General features: G+C 36.7%; 15 protein-coding genes. 9 read left to right on the forward strand and 6 right to left on the reverse strand.

Features of this window, described 5'->3' with window-relative positions; all coding sequences use genetic code 11:
• The first annotated feature begins 10 nt into the window (after positions 1-10).
• Entirely contained in the window at positions 11-715 is a 705-nt protein-coding gene (gene chbG / locus ACI3K6_RS04390; RefSeq protein ID WP_435554083.1) for a chitin disaccharide deacetylase, read from the forward strand.
• 38 nt (positions 716-753) lie between these two features.
• Here chbG and nagE read toward each other — a convergent pair whose 3' ends face one another.
• A complete protein-coding gene (gene nagE / locus ACI3K6_RS04395) occupies positions 754-2,646 on the reverse strand; it encodes an N-acetylglucosamine-specific PTS transporter subunit IIBC (protein WP_335476841.1) in 1,893 nt (630 codons plus the stop codon).
• A 247-nt stretch (positions 2,647-2,893) separates the two neighbouring features.
• Between nagE and nagA the strand changes: the two genes are divergently transcribed.
• The 4 genes from nagA to ACI3K6_RS04415 all read left to right on the forward strand — a co-directional run bounded on the left by nagA (position 2,894) and on the right by ACI3K6_RS04415 (position 6,738).
• Positions 2,894-4,075 carry an N-acetylglucosamine-6-phosphate deacetylase gene (gene nagA / locus ACI3K6_RS04400; protein WP_435553895.1) on the forward strand — a complete coding sequence of 394 codons (1,182 nt, stop codon included), beginning with the start codon at positions 2,894-2,896 and terminating at the stop codon, positions 4,073-4,075.
• A 13-nt stretch (positions 4,076-4,088) separates the two neighbouring features.
• Positions 4,089-4,829 carry a glucosamine-6-phosphate deaminase gene (gene nagB / locus ACI3K6_RS04405; RefSeq protein ID WP_435553896.1) on the forward strand — a complete coding sequence of 247 codons (741 nt, stop codon included), beginning with the start codon at positions 4,089-4,091 and terminating at the stop codon, positions 4,827-4,829.
• 79 nt (positions 4,830-4,908) lie between these two features.
• On the forward strand, positions 4,909-5,631 hold the full coding sequence (locus ACI3K6_RS04410; protein ID WP_435553897.1) for a GntR family transcriptional regulator: 723 nt from the start codon (positions 4,909-4,911) through the stop codon (positions 5,629-5,631).
• A gap of 117 nt (positions 5,632-5,748) precedes the next feature.
• Positions 5,749-6,738 (forward strand): CAP domain-containing protein, encoded by a 990-nt coding sequence (locus ACI3K6_RS04415; protein ID WP_435553898.1) that lies wholly within the window; start codon positions 5,749-5,751, stop codon positions 6,736-6,738.
• Between the two features lie 36 nt (positions 6,739-6,774).
• Here ACI3K6_RS04415 and ACI3K6_RS04420 read toward each other — a convergent pair whose 3' ends face one another.
• The 3 genes from ACI3K6_RS04420 to ACI3K6_RS04430 form a co-directional block, all read right to left on the reverse strand.
• Entirely contained in the window at positions 6,775-8,040 is a 1,266-nt protein-coding gene (locus ACI3K6_RS04420; protein ID WP_435553899.1) for an ATP-binding protein, read from the reverse strand.
• 143 nt (positions 8,041-8,183) lie between these two features.
• A complete protein-coding gene (locus tag ACI3K6_RS04425) occupies positions 8,184-9,695 on the reverse strand; it encodes a diguanylate cyclase domain-containing protein (RefSeq protein WP_435553900.1) in 1,512 nt (503 codons plus the stop codon).
• Between the two features lie 159 nt (positions 9,696-9,854).
• Positions 9,855-10,514, reverse strand: a complete 660-nt coding sequence (locus ACI3K6_RS04430) for an FMN-dependent NADH-azoreductase (protein WP_435553901.1) — start codon at positions 10,512-10,514, stop codon at positions 9,855-9,857.
• A gap of 223 nt (positions 10,515-10,737) precedes the next feature.
• Between ACI3K6_RS04430 and ACI3K6_RS04435 the strand changes: the two genes are divergently transcribed.
• Positions 10,738-11,763, forward strand: a complete 1,026-nt coding sequence (locus ACI3K6_RS04435) for a diguanylate cyclase domain-containing protein (protein WP_435553902.1) — start codon at positions 10,738-10,740, stop codon at positions 11,761-11,763.
• Between the two features lie 296 nt (positions 11,764-12,059).
• On the opposite strand, the gene ACI3K6_RS04440 is transcribed toward ACI3K6_RS04435, so the two are convergent.
• Positions 12,060-13,340 (reverse strand): ArsB/NhaD family transporter, encoded by a 1,281-nt coding sequence (locus ACI3K6_RS04440; RefSeq protein WP_435553903.1) that lies wholly within the window; start codon positions 13,338-13,340, stop codon positions 12,060-12,062.
• 311 nt (positions 13,341-13,651) lie between these two features.
• Positions 13,652-14,752 carry a metallophosphoesterase gene (locus ACI3K6_RS04445; protein ID WP_435553904.1) on the reverse strand — a complete coding sequence of 367 codons (1,101 nt, stop codon included), beginning with the start codon at positions 14,750-14,752 and terminating at the stop codon, positions 13,652-13,654.
• 178 nt (positions 14,753-14,930) lie between these two features.
• On the opposite strand from ACI3K6_RS04445, the gene ACI3K6_RS04450 reads away from it, so the two are divergent.
• The 3 genes from ACI3K6_RS04450 to ACI3K6_RS04460 all read left to right on the forward strand — a co-directional run bounded on the left by ACI3K6_RS04450 (position 14,931) and on the right by ACI3K6_RS04460 (position 16,367).
• Positions 14,931-15,251, forward strand: a complete 321-nt coding sequence (locus tag ACI3K6_RS04450; protein WP_335476829.1) for a hypothetical protein — start codon at positions 14,931-14,933, stop codon at positions 15,249-15,251.
• 189 nt (positions 15,252-15,440) lie between these two features.
• Positions 15,441-16,118 carry a hypothetical protein gene (locus tag ACI3K6_RS04455; RefSeq protein ID WP_435553905.1) on the forward strand — a complete coding sequence of 226 codons (678 nt, stop codon included), beginning with the start codon at positions 15,441-15,443 and terminating at the stop codon, positions 16,116-16,118.
• An 18-nt stretch (positions 16,119-16,136) separates the two neighbouring features.
• Positions 16,137-16,367, forward strand: coding sequence for a 4Fe-4S binding protein (locus ACI3K6_RS04460; protein ID WP_435553906.1), 231 nt, complete (start codon positions 16,137-16,139; stop codon positions 16,365-16,367).
• Positions 16,368-16,379 lie beyond the last annotated feature (12 nt).

Raw genomic sequence — 16,379 nt, forward strand, 5'->3', positions numbered from 1 at the left:
GGTAGAGGATATGATTAAATTAATTATGAATGCAGATGATTTCGGCTATAGTCGCGGAGTAAACTACGGGATCATAGATAGCCATCTATTAGGAATTGTCAATTCTACAACCATGATGATGAATATGACTGGGGTAGATCACGCTATCGAACTTGCAAAACGCCATCCTAGCCTACAAGTAGGCATTCATTTAGTACTAACATGTGGAAAACCTCTTTTAAACGACGTACCAACATTAGTTGATGCTGCCGGTAATTTTAAAAAGTTATCTACGCTTGGTGAGGCGGATCTGTCATTGGCTGAACTTGAGAGAGAATGGGAGGCACAAATAGAGTTGTTTTTAAACAAAGGCCTAAAACCAACCCACCTGGACAGCCATCACCATGTTCATACACGGGATGAGCTTTTACCTGTGGTGCAAAAACTCGCGAACAAATATGATTTGCCAGTACGCACCAATGGCCTGGAGCCGATAAAAGGAGTAAAGCCGTTTACAGATGCGGCCAACTTTGATTTTTACGGAAATGAAATAACCGAAGAATCTCTCATACAATTAATGAGGAAAATCGAAGATGGAACTACTGTTGAAATCATGTGCCACCCAGCTTATGTGGATAATGAATTACTCAAAGGATCTTCCTACAACACAGCAAGGCTAAGAGAACTTGAAATCCTCTTTAATATAAAACTTCCGGATTATGTTGAATTAGTGTAAGAAAAAAACGGCAGGTATCTGATACCTGCCGTTTCAATTTATTCAATTGAAAGTATTCCCTTTTCCCCTTGTGCTGCCTTTCCACGCTTTTTAATGTTCAATTTAGTTAAGTTCGTGAAAACTACTGGAGTAACAATAGAAGGAACGGCAACTTTGATTTTTTCGATATCAAATTTCAGCAGTTCTTGTCCTTTTGTTACCTTTTGTCCTTCCTTAACTGATAATTCAAAACCTTCGCCATTTAAATTCACAGTATCTAAACCAACATGAATCAGAATTTCATATCCTTGTTCTGATTTGATACCGATGGCGTGCTTGGTTGGGAAGACACTTACAATTTCACCGTTTACTGGGGATACAACTAAACCTTTAGATGGTAAAATTCCAAATCCGTCACCCATCATTTTTTGTGAAAAGACTTGGTCAGGTACCTCAGAAATAGGAATAATTTCGCCCTCTACTGGCATTACAAAATCTTTTTCAGTCAAAGGCTGAAGATTATTCGTATTGATTGTAAAATTGTCATTCGCAACATCAGTTACAAGTGAAACAGCATTAACATCGATCCGTTTCATCGCATCCGCAACAAATTCGACCTCTGTGCCAACAACAACCTGAAGATTTGATTTATTTAATTTCATAATTCCTTTTGCACCATGTGCTTTAAGAGCAGAATCATTTATCTTGTCCATATCCTTGATTGTTAAACGAAGACGAGTCGTACAGTTATCGATCGTATTAATATTATCTCTGCCGCCGATATCATGAATAAAGTGAGCGGCCATCACTTCATATTTGTTCCCACCCGTAACAACAGGAGCTGTACCCGTTTCTACCATTTCATCGTCGTCTTCACGGCCGGGTGTCTTTAAATTAAAGGCTTTAATCAAGAAGTAGAATAACACGAAATATACAGCACCGAAAACCAGCCCTACTATTAACAATAGTACTGGCTTTTCAGCAATATTAAAGTTTAAAGCATAATCCATGAAACCTGCTGAAAAGGTAAATCCATCTCTAATGCCAAGCATGGAGGTGATCACCATAGAAAGACCAGTTAAAATAGCGTGAATTCCGTATAAAAGTGGAGCAATAAACATAAATGAAAATTCGATTGGTTCGGTAATACCTGTTAAAAAGGAAGTTAATGCCACACCAATAAACATCCCGGAAACTGCTTTTCTCTTTTCTGGCTTAGCTGCGGCAATAATCGCGAATGCTGCTGCAGGAAGACCAAACATCATGATTGGGAAGAATCCGGTCATGTAACCTCCTGCATGTGGATCCCCCGCAAAGAAACGAGCGATATCCCCAGTTTTTCCACCATATTCGCCAAATTGGAACCAAAACAAACTGTTTAATACATGGTGAAGTCCAAGTGGGATCAATAATCGGTTTAATAACCCAAAAATACCTGAACCGATGGCACCTAAGCTGATCAACCAATTACCCAGACCATTGATGCCATGTTGGATTGGTGGCCAAACAAATCCGCAGATACCAGCTAAGACCACCATAGCAACAGCCGTGATAATTGGAACAAATCTTCTGCCACTAAAGAACCCAAGCCACTCAGGAAGTTTTATATCACGGAAACGGTTATATAACAATCCGGCGATAATCCCTGCTAAAATACCACCCAGAACGCCCATATTAATATCTTTATCAATTGCTTTGGTGCCTTCTGTTAAGACCAAATAACCAATTGCACCTGACAATGCCGCGGCACCATTGCTATCTTTAGCAAATCCAATCGCTACACCGATCGCAAAAATTAATGCCAGGTTCGCAAAAATGGCGTTTCCGGCATTTGCGATAAAAGGAATATTTAATAAATCGGGTTGTCCAAATCGAAGCAACAATCCAGCAGCTGGCAAAACGGCGATAGGCAACATCAATGCTTTACCAATTCGTTGTAAAAAGCCTAACATAACATTTTCTCTCCTTTAAAAATAAAATAAAATGATGAAAGCGTTTTTCCTGTTTCACTATAACACCTAGTCATATAGATGTCTATACCAATATTTTTAAAAAGTAAAATGAAACTATAAATAATTAGGCGATCTGCCAATAAAATCAAGGATATTTACTAAAAATAATTAATTAATTTAATTGGTATAGACAACTAGAATTTATCAATGCTAATATTAGATATATAACAGAAAGGAAGTTAAGAAAATGATTCCTAAATATAATTCTATTTTACTTAAAGGTATGAAGATTTATACAGAAGATCAAACAATCGAAAAAGGATATATCAAAGTTGAAAATCAAAAAATAATGGAAATGGGATCTATAGCTAATCTAACTAATGAGGATGGTTTGAAGGTCATCGAAGTGCCAGAATATTTTCATGCAGTTCCAGGCTTTATAGACGTTCATATTCATGGTGTCAACGGTGCTGACACGATGGATGCTACGACAGAAGCAATTGATACGATGGCAACCTCACTACCCAGAGAAGGCACAACAAGCTTTTTAGCAACAACCATGACACAAGAAGCTGCAAAAATTGAAGCAGCTATTGTCAATGCTAGTAATTACATTGCGAGCCAGCCAACCAATGGTGTTGCAGAGGTTGTAGGGATTCACTTGGAAGGACCATTTGTGAACCCAAAAATGGCAGGAGCGCAGCCAGTTCAACATATTACAGAACCTGATCTAACTTTATTTAAGAAATGGGAAACTCTTTCGAATGATACGATAAGACTTGTAACAATTGCTCCTGAACAACCAGGTGGCTTAGAGTTAATTCGTTATTTAAAAGAAAAGGGGATTATCGCTTCTATCGGACATACTAATGCAACCTACGAGGATGTGGGGAGGGCTATTGAGGCAGGTGCTAACCATGTAACCCACCTTTTTAACCAGATGAGAGGACTGCATCACCGTGAACCTGGGGTAGTTGGGGCAGCATTCTTACGTAAGGAACTAGTCGCAGAACTGATCGTTGATGGCATTCACGTACACCCAGAAATGGTAAAACTAGCATATCTGCAAAAGCAGAGTGAAGGATTAATTTTAATAACAGATTCGATGAGAGCAAAATGTATGAAAAATGGTCAATATGATCTGGGCGGCCAGGAAGTGACAGTAAAAGATGGAAAAGCAACTTTAGCAGATGGAACACTAGCAGGCAGCATTTTAACACTGGGTCACGGTGTGAGAAATATGATGACCTATTCAGGCTGTTCCTTACATGAAGTTATCAAAATGGCTTCTGTCAACCCAGCAAAACAATTAAAGATGTATGATCGAAAAGGCAGCTTAACAGTAGGGAAAGATGCTGACATCGTTATCCTTGATAAGCAGATGGAAGTAGCAATGACCATTTGTCGAGGGGAGATTGCATTTGAATAGGAGGAAGTACAACATGAAGATTATTGAAGTGAAAGATTACATGGAAATGAGCCAAAAAGCTGCTGAATATATTATTGAAAAAGTATGTAACCAACCAAACATTAAACTTGGTATGGCCACGGGAGGAACTCCTGTCGGTATGTATAAAAAATTAGTTGAGGATCATCAGAAAAATGGAACCTCTTATAAAAAGGTTATGACTTTTAATTTGGATGAATATATCGGACTAAACGGTGACAATAAAAACAGTTATCGGTATTATATGAATGAAAATTTATTTAATCATATCGATATTGATAAGAAGAGGAATACATTTATCCCTCGAGGTGATATAAAAGACTATAATGAAGAGTGCCTTCGCTATGAAGACCTAATTGATAAACATGGTGGAGTGGATGTGCAAATTCTTGGTATTGGAAATAATGGGCATATCGGTTTTAATGAACCAGGGACCTCCTTCCAATCTGTAACTCATGTAGTTAATTTAGCATCATCAACGATTCAAGCGAATGCAAGATTTTTTGAACGCATGGAAGAAGTGCCAACACAAGCAATAACCATGGGGATCTCCACCATTATGAGAAGTAAAGAAATACTTTTATTAGTTTCAGGGGAATCCAAAAATCAGGCCCTGCATTCCTTATTAAATGGGGAAATCACGGAAAGTTTCCCGGCATCTATTCTCAAAAATCACCCATGTGTTACAATAATTGCAGATAAAGCGGCAATTGCAGGGCTGAAAATTCATATTTGATCGGAACGTAGTCAGCGGACAGTCTCCCAAAGATTGTATAATTGCCGAGAGTTAATGGAGAAAGGTGTCAAACGAGAGTATGATTGATAAAAATTCCCCCATCCCACTTTACTATCAGCTTGAAGAGCATATTAAAGAATTAATTGAAAAGGGCGAGTTAAAACCGGGAGACTCATTACCCCCTGAGCGGGAATATGCGGAACTGTATAAAATAAGCAGGATGACTGTAAGACAGGCCTTTACTCAATTGGTAAATGAAGGATATCTTTTTCGTTTACAGGGAAAAGGAACTTTTGTGGCCGAGCGGAAAATTGAACAGCCTCTTCAAGGATTAACAAGCTTTACAGAAGATATGAAAGCAAGGGGATTAGAGCCGGGGAGCCAATTAATTCATTTTGAAATCATTCCGGCACCGAGTCAAGTTGCTGCCCAGTTGTCGATACCTGAATTTGGACCTGTGTATGAAATTAAACGGATCCGTTTAGCTGACGGGGTACCAATGGCATTAGAAACGAATTATATCTCGGCCAATCTTATTAAAGGACTAACCGAGGAAATTGTCAATAAGTCCCTTTACTCTTTTATTGAAGAGAATTTAAAATTGACAATTAACCATGCTACACAAGTCATTGAATCAACAATTGCTAATAATAATGAAGCAAAGTTATTAAAAATAAAAAAAGGGGCACCTGTGCTATTTATACAAAGAAATACCTATTTAAAAGATAGTACTCCAGTGGAGTATGTTAAATCTTTATACCGTGCTGATCGGTACAAATTTATGATACAAATGAAACGATAAAACAGGTGCACATGCATCTGTTTTTTTGGTTTTTATCACGTTTATTTCCATTTATACTTTCTTTGAAATGATGAAAAATAATGGAGCAAGACATTATTGAAAAGGGAGGTATTACGAATGATAAAAAAATCAGCAGTTATTTTGCTAACATCTATGCTTTCAATTGGGCTTGCGGCATGTAATAACAATGATAAAAATAATATTAACGATACAGGCAATAGGTTTGGTATGAATTCCAATAATAGGAATGACAATTTTGTTGACGTCCGTAATGATCGATTTAATATTGATCATAATGGGCCACTGACAGAGGATTATCGGAATAGAGGCCGTGATGATGATGATGATAATCTATTTAGGACTGGCACTAATCGTCATGATATGATTTCTGCTTATCAAACGACCTTAAATAGTGATCAATATCCGCATACACAGGCAGTGGTGGTTAAAGATGCAAAATATTCTTTTGTTCCGATTGGTTCAAATCAGAACAGTTGGGTGCCATCCGGTATTTTTCAGCAAATTCAGCCATATTTACCTAATGTAAATATGCCGCAACAGGCCCAGCCAGCACCAGCTCAGCGAGCGCCGCAGCAAGTTGCACCAGCACCAGCTCAGCGAGTACCACAGCAAGTTGCACCAGCACCAGCACAAAAGGTGCCAGCACCAACACAAACTACGCCGGCACCACAACAATCGGCTCAAAAGAATACTGCAACAACAGCTGGAATAAGTCAATTTGCCCAACAGGTTATTAATTTGACAAATGAGCAGCGCAGTAAAAATGGTCTACCAGCACTAAAGGCAGATACTCAGTTAAGCAGTGTGGCACAGAAGAAAGCTGTAGACATGCAACAAAACCATTATTTCTCACATACCAGTCCAACTTACGGGTCACCATTTGATATGATGAGGGATTTTGGGGTTACGTATAAAGCGGCCGGAGAAAATATTGCCCAGGGACAACGGACACCACAAGAAGTGGTAACAGCATGGATGAATAGTGAAGGCCATCGAAAAAATATCCTAAGCAGCAATTTTACCCATATAGGGGTGGGATATGAATCAGCTGGGAACCATTGGTCTCAAATGTTTATTGGAAAATAAAACAAAATCGGCGGGCTTTATTAGCCGCCGATTGTTTTACTGGTATAGCTCTTTTTTCATCATTAAATTAATAGTGGGAAAAGTAAAAGAAAATGTAGTTCCTACCCCAATCTCACTTTCTACGCGAATTTCTCCATCTAAAGCACGAACGATACTATACACGACCATCATCCCCAATCCAGTACCATTTTTCCCTTTTGTAGAATAAAATGGTTCCCCCAACCTCTCGATTTGTTCTATGGTCATACCTAATCCTGTGTCTTTTACAATAATCGTAATATGATTTTGGCTTGTATCTGAAGAAATAGATAAATATCCGCCACTTGGCATTGCTTCGATCGCATTTTTAAATACATTGACAAAGCATTGGCGAAATTTTTGCCGGTCACCTTTAATAAAGCCAATGACAGAAAAATCAGTGGTGATTTCAACAGAATTTTGATTGGCCAATGGAAGGACAATATTTATAATTTGTTTAAGCTCATTTTTGACATTAAGCTCCTCAAATTTTTCAATGGAAGGTTTAGCGAAGGTTAAATAATCCTGAATAACCTTTTCTGCAGAGGATAGTTCCTCCTTCACAATAGAGAGATATTCCTTTCTTTTTTGCCTTGAAAGATAATCATCTTCTAGAAGTTGTACAAAACCACTTGCTGCTGTCAAGGGGTTCCGAATCTCATGAGAAATGGCTGCTCCCATTTGTTCAACAGCTTTCAGCTTTTCTGCTTTGATTAGTTGTTGTCTCATTTCTACATTCTTTTTGACAAATTCAATCGCATAAGAAATAATACCAATTCCTGATGAAGGTACCACAATATAAGCAAACAAAGAATCCATCCAATTAATTTTTAATCCTAGAAATCCCATGCCAAATGAGGATATCGTACCGACAATACCTCCCATAAAGCTGGAAATAAGAACGTGTTTTAATGGCTGTTGTTTCCAAAACCAAGGGTACATTCTCCAAAGGATAAAAGATAGAGGAACATATAACATGATGGTTTGATAAAAGCCCATATCAATTCCATAAAAGCTTCTAAGAATAATCGTGGCTAAAACAAGAATAGGACCGATTCCAAAATAAAGTCCTCCGATTACGATCGGAATTACACGTAAATCAAATCTTACATAGGAAACCGGATGAAGGGAAAACTGGATGCAAACCCATAACATAAGAATAAAATATAGAATGATGGATGCCTTTGAGATCACGTATCTTTTATTCTCAAGAACAACTAAGCATAAGAAAAAAAATATAATTAAAATGGAAAGATTCAAAAAAAGATGTTGGGTAATTTCCATTTCATTCACCATCCATAAAGGGCTGTTAGGAAAATTTTACAGGTAATTCCTCCAAGTTACAACAAAATTTACGAATAATTCCTAAAATACAACAAAAAATATAGAAAAAAGTGGTTTTACACCACTTTTTAAATTATCTGGCCTTATTCATATAAGGAAGTGATTATATTTCTTCCATGTATTTTTGACTTATAGAGGGCGGAATCTGCCTTTTGAATTAAATCCTCTGAAGAAGTAGTTGGATCGGGAATCATGGTGGCAATACCAATACTTAAGGTGACAAAGTCTGCAATTTTTGAACTTTTATGTGGGATCTGAAGTTGCTGGATTTTTTCTTGGATCTGTTCAGCTATGTGAATTCCTTTCTGTTGTTCAGAGCCTGGTAATATGATGGCGAATTCCTCCCCACCATACCGGCAGAAGATATAAGTTGAATGTGGTGCTATTACTTCTTTAATAGCTTGGGAAATGGATTGTAAACAATAGTCACCCTCCAAATGTCCATATGTATCATTATACTTTTTGAAATAATCGATATCGAACATCATTAGTGTGATGGGTGAAGTGGCCAATAGTGAATTTGACCATTCTTGTAAAAGGGATTCATCAAAATATCTCCGATTTGAGATTCCTGTCAGCCCATCAAGATAGGAAAGCTGATTTAACAATGCATTGGCTTCTTGAAGCTTCTGTTCTGTCAGTTTGCGGTCTGTGATGTTCCTTGAAACAATAATAACACGCTTATTTCCATCTTCTTGATCGGAAACACTTTTAAAAGAAGATTCAATCCAAATATATTCTCCTAATTTTACTTTATAACGGTAAGTTGCCCCGGCATCGCCCTCTTCAAGTGCCTTTTTAAATGTATTTTTATAAATCTCCAAATCATCAGGATGGATGAAGTGCTCCACCTTTTTTCCTAAAAGCTCCTGATATTCAAAATGAAGAATTTCCTTAACGGCGGGCGAAATATAAATATACTCGCCAACTTCATTATTCATTGTAATGAGGTCACTGGAGTTTTCAGCAAGTAACCGAAATCGTTCTTCTGTCTCTTTTAATTTCATTATATTTTGTTCTAATTGATGCTGGGCCTGATTGGACTTGGTAATATAAACTGAAAAGTGATAAGCGACAAAACCGCCAATTAACGAAGTGATGATATGGGAAAATAATACTTTATCTAAAGTGCTATGATTCTCAATTCTAATGGCTAAAATTATGGATAAAACAGTTAAACCATAAACATTCATTATAAAGGCCTTCAGGGTTTCTGATATTTTTAGCTTTGATACTAGTCCACAGCCAAATCCAATCAGAATAGCACCAATTGCCGGTAAGACTGCTGAAGCACTAAAACCAAAAAGAACAAATCTCCCTAGAGCAATAATAATGGAGGCAACCATAGCCGGGAAAAAACCTCCAAATGCCGCTGCAATCACAATAGCCAAATGTCTCAAATCTACAATAATGGTGGAACTGATCTTTATACTAAATATCATTAATATATTACCGAGAATTCCTAGAAAAAAACCAGCTAGTAATTTAGTAGGTATAGAAGAGGTAACTGACAGCGATCGATCTTTAAAAAACTGACCCATTAAAGAAAAGGCAGCTATCAATATAGCAATGTTTGTAACATATTCCTTAATCATTAAATAAACTCCTAGAAAATAAATCAATTAATCTCATTATACAATGGATGATGTCATTTCGACGAAAATAGATAAAAAGTTTTCAATTATTACATTATTTTCTCGGAAATCATTGTACCAAAAAAAGCTTCCAAAATGGAAGCTTTAAAAAAGGACAGATTAAACGGACATCATTGATTGTGAAAATAATTTTGCAGCTATTCGGGCCTTCTCTTTAGCAGAAGCCATCATTTCTTCAATCTTAGTTGGATAATAATCAAAGCCTTCAAAAATAACTGAATCCATTACTTCAATCCCAAGAAAACTCAGAGCGATTTTTAAATAGCGGTCACCGGATTCCAGTTCTCCTAATGGTGTGTTTGTATAAAGTCCACCTCTTGTTTGAATGTGAATGGCCCTTTTCCCTGTCAAAAGCCCTTTAGGACCATCTGGTGTATAATCAAAGGTTTTACCTGCAACAAACAGGTTATCCAAATAAGCTTTTAATATAGCGGGTAAATTAAGGTTCCAAACCGGTGATACAAAAACATAATATTGGTTGTCCATAAATTCATTTGCAACGGCATGCATCTGTTGAATTTTGTCTCTTTCTGGCTCTGTTAACTGATCCATAGTGTATCCATAGCCGGCAAGTTTGCCGCGGGCGCTGACTAAGTCAGCATCCATATGCGCAATCTCATAATTGAATAAATCGATTCTATTAATTATTACATCCGGGCGTTCTTGTCTGAATGATTCAAGAAACGCTTCACCTATTTGCAATCCTTTTGATTTCATTAAACCTTTTGGATTTGCCGTAATATAAAGTAATTTCTTCATTCTATCACAACCATTCTTTAGTTATGGGCGATTACTCTTACATTATAAAAAAATTTTAAAGCTAAATATGGAACTAAATGGTGAATTTCTTGAACATTAGGTGAAAACTTAGATATAGGTAATATTCAATAAATTGTTGGAATTGGGTATTAGTTCTCAATAATAAAAATAGGTAAAATAATATTAAGATGTAGAATATTGGTAATAGAGGGTGGGTTGAAGTATGAACCAACAAACTCATAATGAGGAGAGTATTGAGAGTCTAAAGTTAAAAATTGCTGAGATGGAAAAGAAAGAAAAAGATTTATTAAAAATGCTTCAGCTGAATTCTTCTCTATATTTAAAGGTCCTTGATGCCCTGCCAATAAATGTTTTTTTAGAGGAGCCTGATGGCAGAACCATATTTGCCAATAAACAGGCCTGTGATTTAAATGGAATGACATTGGAGGAGCTGGTGGGAAAGACGGTTTACGACTTTTTTCCTGAGCCTATTGCTAAAATGAATCGAGATATAGACTTGGAGGTTTGGCGGACTCGCACCTTGAAAACGGGGGAAGTGAAGGCAGGCTTTCAGGGAAATGAATCCTACATGTTTACCGGTAAAACCATTATTCATGTGCCGGAATTCGATAAAGAATATCTTTTAGGATTTGGTTTGGATATTACTGATTTGAAAAATGCTGAGAAGAAAATTGTTCAAATGGCTTATCATGATGCCTTAACGGGGCTACCTAATCGTTGGTTTATTAAATCATATCTTGAAACATATAAGGCTGAACATGACCAATTAAATGAGTTACTAGGAGTTATTCTTCTAGACTTAGATCACTTTAAGGTGGTTAATGATAGTTTGGGCCACGAGGCAGGCGACTTATTGCTGAAATCTGTAACGGAGAGACTCATGACCATATTGGATCATGATAATATCTTAGCAAGATTCGGCGGTGATGAATTCGTCCTATTGGCCCCTCATTTGCATAGTATGAATGATGCAGTAGAGGTGGGCAATCTTATCCTTAGGGTAATGAACGATTCTTTCATGATTTATAATCAAAAATATCATATCACCCCAAGCATCGGAGTGAGCGTTTATCCTTTTCATGGGGAAGATTTAAATAGCTTAATCAAATGTGCAGATTTAGCTATGTATAAATCAAAAGAAAAGGGAAGAAACTGTGCAACCCTCTACAATCCGGAATTGAATAAGCGTATTTTAGAAAATATGGATAAAATAACGGCTGCCATTTAATTGGCAGCCGTTATCCATTTGATCTCGTCCAACAGTTGTTGCTTGAATAGTTGAATTAAAAATTCATTATAGAAGTCTTTTTTTCAATGATTTGGTATCGGTTGTTCTGATGAGGATAAACAAAAAGATCCGTTAAAACCTTATTTTCTTCGAAATAGGCTTGGACTTTCTGAAGTCTTTGTTTAAATTGTACATCCAATAATGTAATGAAAAATTCTACATCATCACCATTTAAAGCTTCAATTATTTGAAGAATTTGATCATTGTATTTATAAGAAATTTTTATTTCGCCACCCCTAAATTAAGTATCTTAAGTAGATATAGGCTGTACAAATAATAATGGACAAGATCATTAACGGAAAGGCAATGAGTAAAAATTTCCCGAATGTAATGTGGTATCCTTCCTTTGCAGCAAGCCCGGCAACTATAACATTGGCACTGGCGCCAATTAATGTGCCATTACCTCCCAAGCACGCTCCAAGTGATAAACTCCACCAAAGGGGCTCTAAGTTTTGAATTCCCAAATCTCCCATATCCTTGATCATTGGAATCATGGTAGCAACAAACGGAATATTATCAATAAAGGCAGATGCAATCGCACTGACCCATAAAATTAATAGGGAAGCTGCGGTCACATTACCTCCCGTTACATGAACAGTATAATCGGCCAACATCGAAATGACTCCTGTTTCCACCAGCCCAGAAACAAGGACAAATAGCCCAATAAAGAAGAAGATGGTTGTCCATTCTACTTTTGAAAATGATTTATCCAAATACTCTTCTCCCGTTAACAACAATAGTAAAAATGCACCAGTCAGAGCTACAGTAGCTGATTCAATATGAAGCATTTGGTGAAGGAAGAAACCGAGAATCGTGATGGCAAGAGCAAATAATGACTTCTTTAACAAGGTTCTATCGGTAATTTCTTCTTTTTCATCTAAATCCATTAAATTGGCCTTTAATTCTGGAGATGCTTTCAATTGTTTCCGATAGATAAAGGCTAAAATGGCAATATTGACAAAAAGGACAAAAAAGGAAATGGCAGTAAGATTATAGATAAATTCCATAAAGGTTAACTCTTTTACTGCACTGCCAATCATAATATTAGGAGGGTCTCCAATAAGGGTGGATGTCCCTCCGATATTAGAGGCAATAATCTCAGTAATTAAAAAAGGGATAGGGTTGACCCGTAATTGTCTTGTAATACTGAAAGTTACCGGTACCATTAATAGAACAGTCGTGACGTTATCTAAAAAGGCAGAACCTAAAGCTGTGATGATACCTAAGACAAGTAAGATTTTTAATGGATCGCCCTTTACTTTTTTTGCAGACCAAATGGCTATGTATTTAAATAATCCTGTCTCAGACGTAATAGTAACAATGATCATCATGCCTGTTAAAAGGCCGAGCGTATTGAAATCAATATGATGCAGAGCCACTTTTTGGTCGACAATCCCCAACAGAATCATTAAGATGCCGCCTATCATGGCGATGATGGTCCGATGAAGCTTTTCTGTTACGATAAAAGCGTATGTAACAAGAAATACACCTAATGCTATGAGTGCTTGTGTGGACATGGATCAACCTCTTCTCAATATATGTACTGACAGTGTCCTTTTAAACCAAAAAGGAGCCCGTTTTGACAGACTCCACCTAAAACACCGCGAATTTCTTTATACAAATATTTTATTAAAATAGTCAAGAGAAGTAAAGTTAAACATGACCAAAAAAAGAGGTCATGTTGTCCGAACTTTTTTCATAGCCAACTATTTCACTGCTTGAAATATTCAACCAGAGTCATATAAAAAGTCGGACAACAGCTATTATTTTAATTCATTGCTTCGCAAAAACAATAGATAATTTATGAAAAAAACATTAACAATTTATGTCAAAGTCCAATTCGTTTAATAAAATCAACGGTTTCTTGATGATCCGCTTTGATCGTCTTTAATAGTCCTTTATCACTTTTAACAAGTGGCTTTCCGCTTGTATCTGCAATAGGAATGGCTTTGGATATTCCTTTTACTACCTTCCATTTCCCTTCAAAATAACTGAGCTTCAGATCAACAATACCCAAGTGGTTGCCGAATGCTCCTGCCATGACGACCGGTTTTCCGTTTATATTCCCGGTTTTAAGATTAGTATGAGGCAGCTTTTCATATACTGGACCAGGGAATACACTGTGAGAATGGCCGGAAAGAATCGCATCAATACCAGGAATTTTAGTTAAATAATAGACGGCATTTTCAGTTTCCGGACGGTAAGGATCACCACTGATCCCAGTATGGGCAAGTGCGACAATTAAATCTGCACCTTCTGCCTTCATTTGCGGGATAAAATGCTGGGCTGCCTCTAAAATTGGTTTGGCATAGACTTTGCCCTCAAGATTGGCTCTATCCCATTTCATGATTTGGATAGGTAAGAATCCAATAACACCAATTTTTAATTCATGCTGCTTTCCATTTAGATCCGTTAATTTTCTTTTTAATATGACATAGGGTCTAAAATAGGGATTATTCGTTTTGACGGAATAAACATTAGCGTTTACCACCGGCATATTTGCACCTTTTAAAGCTGCATTTAAAAATTTTAATCCATAGTTAAACTCATGATTTCCAATTGTAATGGTATCATAACCCAAATAATTGAAAGCGCGGTAAACCGGGTGGATTTTACCGGAATGAATCCCTTTAATTCTAGCTAAATATTCCCCAAGTGGATTTCCTTTTAGGTGATCTCCGCAATCAAATAATAAGGAATTTTTTGCTCCCATTCTTGCCTGTTTGATAAGTGTGGCTGTTTTCACCAAACCAATGCGATGATCAACCTTGGTTTGGTAATAATCATAATTAACCAGATCAGCATGAATATCTGTTGTTTCTAGGAAACGTAAATCAATGCTTGGTCGTTCCTCCGCATAGGTTGTAAGGGAGGAAGGCAATACTAACAAAACAGTGAAAAGGAAAGTCCAAAACGGTTTGTTTAACATCATATGACCCCCTAAATGTAAAAGGTCTCCATAGTATTTGTTGTTTATTTGGAAATATGAAAAAACTGACAGAAATTTGTCAAAAACATTTGAATAAAAAATGAAAAAAACGTTTTCATCATATCTAAAGGGTAAAATGGTTTTATAATAAAAGTAAGTAAAACATGGGGGGAAAACAATGAACATTACAACCATTATTGAACTAGAAAATCAAGAAGTTGAAGCAATTGCAGGTGCGAAATTAGTATTTGCTGAAGAACAGATTGATGAAAATATTTTTGAAACATGTGTAGAGTGTTTTCAATTAGAACATTCACAGGAAATAATTTCTACTGAGGATGCTATGCAAAGAGTTTTTTCACAATTAAAGAAAAAAGGCGTCATTCCAAATGGTGTTGAGGATTTTTCATTTGAGATGCCTGCTTGCGGGCAACTAAAAAGTAAAAGCAATGGTGAAACAGAATTACCGCAAAAAGTAATTCTATCCTTTATGGCGTAAAGAAGTTCCTTGAAGAAGTTCCTTGGAACTTCTTTTTTCTTCAAGATTTACAAAAGTGACAATAAAGTGACATGTGAGATTCATCAAAGCGAAATGGAGAATTGTCTATTATAATATTTATAGATTTTTTATTAAAGAAAAAAATTGAAAGCGTTTACATTATTACCGTGGAAGGAGGAGCTGAAGCGGTTGAAAAGAAATAGCAAGATTACTATATTAACAGGCCATTTTGGAAGTGGAAAAACAGAAATTGCTATTAATTTAGCATTATTTGAAAGACAAAAACATGAAATGGTGGCGTTAAATGATTTAGATATCATCAATCCTTATTATCGTTCGAGGGATGTTTCTGATTTATTACAAAATCAGGGTATAGAAATGATCGCACCAAGGGGCCGTTTAGCAACAGCAGACCTGCCGATTGTTTCGGGAGAAATGTACCGAGTCTTGCACGACCCACGCTATCAACTAATTGTCGATGCAGGTGGAGATAAAGACGGAGCAATGGCATTAGGACAGTACTTTCATGAATGGAATGATTTAAAACCAGAATTATGGTTTGTTCTTAATGGAAACCGTCCTTATGTAAGTACATTGGAAGGGGCAAAATACACCTTCGAGCAAATTGAGAAAGCCTCCCGTTTAAAGATTACTGGAATTATAAACAATTCCAATGTCGGCAGCGAAACATCTTTGGAAGATATATCAAAAGGCGTTGATTTAAGCAACAGCTTGGCAGATCACTTACACATTCCTTTTTTATATACAACTATTTCAAATCAATTTAAAAAGGAAGCTGCCGGATTTGCCGAAAAAAACAAAGTGGTTTGGATCACACGTTATCTAAAATTGCCGTGGGAAATATAGGGATGGAGGGAAGTTACCATGGAAAAAAGAGTAGTTTTTTATGAAGAGATCTGTAAATCATGTGGTCTTTGTGTGCAAGTATGCCCTACAAATGTTATTTTTCTGGCGGATTCTCTAAATGGAAAAGGATACAGGCCAGCAACAGTACTTCATCAAGAAAACTGTATAAGTTGTGCAAAGTGTGCCCAGGTTTGTCCTGATTCCGTGATCGCTGTATATAGACCGGTAAAAGTATTGCAAACCGTGTGATGGGAAAGGAGT

The sequence above is a fragment of the Neobacillus solisequens genome, assembly GCF_051233465.1.
In the GTDB taxonomy this organism is placed as follows: Bacteria; Bacillota; Bacilli; order Bacillales; family Cytobacillaceae; genus Neobacillus.

What these genes read in the sequence shown, in the direction of transcription:
- chbG (WP_435554083.1), top strand. Translation starts at nt 11, where the DNA reads ATGATTAAATTAATTATGAATGCAGATGATTTCGGCTATAGTCGCGGA.
- nagE (WP_335476841.1), bottom strand. Translation starts at nt 2,646, where the DNA reads ATGTTAGGCTTTTTACAACGAATTGGTAAAGCATTGATGTTGCCTATC.
- nagA (WP_435553895.1), top strand. Translation starts at nt 2,894, where the DNA reads ATGATTCCTAAATATAATTCTATTTTACTTAAAGGTATGAAGATTTAT.
- nagB (WP_435553896.1), top strand. Translation starts at nt 4,089, where the DNA reads ATGAAGATTATTGAAGTGAAAGATTACATGGAAATGAGCCAAAAAGCT.
- ACI3K6_RS04410 (WP_435553897.1), top strand. Translation starts at nt 4,909, where the DNA reads ATGATTGATAAAAATTCCCCCATCCCACTTTACTATCAGCTTGAAGAG.
- ACI3K6_RS04415 (WP_435553898.1), top strand. Translation starts at nt 5,749, where the DNA reads ATGATAAAAAAATCAGCAGTTATTTTGCTAACATCTATGCTTTCAATT.
- ACI3K6_RS04420 (WP_435553899.1), bottom strand. Translation starts at nt 8,040, where the DNA reads ATGGAAATTACCCAACATCTTTTTTTGAATCTTTCCATTTTAATTATA.
- ACI3K6_RS04425 (WP_435553900.1), bottom strand. Translation starts at nt 9,695, where the DNA reads ATGATTAAGGAATATGTTACAAACATTGCTATATTGATAGCTGCCTTT.
- ACI3K6_RS04430 (WP_435553901.1), bottom strand. Translation starts at nt 10,514, where the DNA reads ATGAAGAAATTACTTTATATTACGGCAAATCCAAAAGGTTTAATGAAA.
- ACI3K6_RS04435 (WP_435553902.1), top strand. Translation starts at nt 10,738, where the DNA reads ATGAACCAACAAACTCATAATGAGGAGAGTATTGAGAGTCTAAAGTTA.
- ACI3K6_RS04440 (WP_435553903.1), bottom strand. Translation starts at nt 13,340, where the DNA reads ATGTCCACACAAGCACTCATAGCATTAGGTGTATTTCTTGTTACATAC.
- ACI3K6_RS04445 (WP_435553904.1), bottom strand. Translation starts at nt 14,752, where the DNA reads ATGTTAAACAAACCGTTTTGGACTTTCCTTTTCACTGTTTTGTTAGTA.
- ACI3K6_RS04450 (WP_335476829.1), top strand. Translation starts at nt 14,931, where the DNA reads ATGAACATTACAACCATTATTGAACTAGAAAATCAAGAAGTTGAAGCA.
- ACI3K6_RS04460 (WP_435553906.1), top strand. Translation starts at nt 16,137, where the DNA reads ATGGAAAAAAGAGTAGTTTTTTATGAAGAGATCTGTAAATCATGTGGT.